We start from the raw sequence: 1,964 nt of genomic DNA, 5'->3' as shown, positions 1-1,964 counted from the left end.
CCTCACCCCCGATCGCGGCCTCGCCCCCGGCCATCGCCCGGCTCGCGCGGCTGCTCGTCGGCGGTGAGGCGGCGATCCGGAACAAGGACGTACGGGAAGTCATCCACCGGCGGGTGCGCGGTGGCCCGAGCTTCTCGGACCAGGAACTGGAAGCGATCAAGGCCGTGGAGTCCGAGGACCCCAAGTGGCTGAAGACCGTGGGGATCTGCACCACCGCCGAGGCCGATGCCTACATCCAGGCGGGCGATTTCCACAACTGGCTCCAGCAGCCCGAGGGCAAACGCCTCCTCGTGGCCACCCTGCGCTGGCACCAGAACGTCGAGGAACGCGGCCAAGGGAAGTCACCGGACAAGCCCACCCGCTCGGACTACCAGCTCGGCCACCACATGGCCATGCACGCCGAGGACACCCCGCAGTCCGAGAAGGACCAGCTCACGGGGGAACGGAACGACCGGATCTTCGAGACCTTCGTGAAGACCATGGTCCCTCCGGGTATCAGCGACGCCGTACCGGACGCCGGCAAGCACCGGGAGCGGGTCGAGCGCGGCACCGAGGTGCTGACCAAGATCTTCCTGATCCTGAAGGAGGGGCTGAAGGTCTTCAACCCGGAGACCGGCATGCACGAGGACTTCAAGGACGACGTCGCCCACGCGCTGGCCTACGGCGGACGCGTCAACATCCGTATTCCCCAACTGGCCGACGGCCAGCACGGATACGAGCTGCCCCAGTGGCTCCACATCACCAAGGAGGACCGGAGGCCCTGGGAGCCCAAGTCGACGCCCGACAAGCCGGTGTACCGGCGCGGGTTCGGCACGCATCACCTGAACATCGGCGACAACAACCAGGCGGACGGAACGCGCGGCGAGTTCGTGGAGAAGGGCGAGTTCGGGGCCACCGTCCAGAACTGGTTCGATCCCCGCACCCACCTCTACGGCCTGCCCATGGCCGCGGGAGGCATGGGAAACGCCGACTACCACGGCGACACCATCCTCCCGAACGAGTCGTACGGACACATGTTCATGGGGTACAAGCGCCCGACGGACGACAGCGACGGGGGACTTCAGGTCGGCCTCGAGACCGCCGGGCCCGGGGGCAGGACCCCCGACGGCTACAAGCACGGCATCACGAGCAGCGAGAAGAACAACAACCCCGTGAGCCAGTTCGGCGGACACAAGGACGACAAGCCGGGCGGCAACGCCCCTCTCGGCGCGAGCCAACGCCACGTCGACCTGGAGCAGTTCGGCGACTGGGTGCAGAAGCTGAAGGACCTGGAGAAGGACTGGAAGGCCGCACTCGCCAAGGCCAAGACGGACGAGGAACGCGCGGCCCTCTACCGGGACTTGATCGGCAAGCGCGATAACGCCGGTTCGTGAGCGCGTAGTTCATCGGCCACGGTCGTCACCCGCCCGGAGAACGTGCCGGGGCGGGTGACAGCCCGTCCGGAAGGACAGGGACAGGGCCAGGGACAGAGGCAGGGGCGGACCGGCCTACTTGCAGGCCGCGCCGTTGAGCGTGAAGCCGTACGGCGCCGAGTTCTTGCTGTTGTTCCACGTCCCGAGGAAGCCGAAGGTGAAGCTGCCGTCCGCGGCGACGTTCTTGTTGTAGTCGGCGGCGGTCGCGGTGACCCGGGAGCCGTCCTGGCCGACGCTCGCGTCCCACATCTGCGTGACCTGCTGGCCGTCTCGGTAGGACCAGGCGACGCGCCAGGTGTCGAGGGCCTTGGTGGTGGTGACGGTGATGGCGGCCTGGAAGCCGTCGGGCCACTGGTTGACGAGGTCGTACGTGACGTCGCAGCTCGCCGGCGTGGTCGTACCCGACCCTGAACCCGAGCCCGAACTCGTCGTCGGGTCAGGTGAGTTGCCCGCCGTGGCCGAGGCGGTGCCCTGACTCGCCCCGCAGCTCACCGAACTCACCGAACTCGCCGACGGCCAGGCGGTGTTCGCCTGGGAGACCACCCACCGTTC

Annotated in this window: 1 protein-coding gene and 1 pseudogene; one reads left to right on the top strand and one right to left on the bottom strand. The window is 68.0% G+C overall.

Annotation, left to right across the window (positions count from 1 at the left end):
• Window positions 1–1,373 (top strand): annotated as a pseudogene (locus ACNFOC_RS53820) (hypothetical protein); the annotation flags it as partial.
• A gap of 114 nt (window positions 1,374–1,487) precedes the next feature.
• On the opposite strand, the gene ACNFOC_RS53815 reads toward ACNFOC_RS53820, so the two are convergent.
• Window positions 1,488–1,964, bottom strand: a 477-nt coding sequence (locus tag ACNFOC_RS53815) for a cellulose binding domain-containing protein (protein ID WP_416966234.1), incomplete at its 5' end; no start/stop codon positions are given.

The sequence above is a fragment of the Streptomyces colwelliae genome, assembly GCF_048158785.1.
In the GTDB taxonomy this organism is placed as follows: Bacteria; Actinomycetota; Actinomycetes; order Streptomycetales; family Streptomycetaceae; genus Streptomyces.
This window is presented reverse-complemented; position numbering and strand designations above follow the sequence as displayed.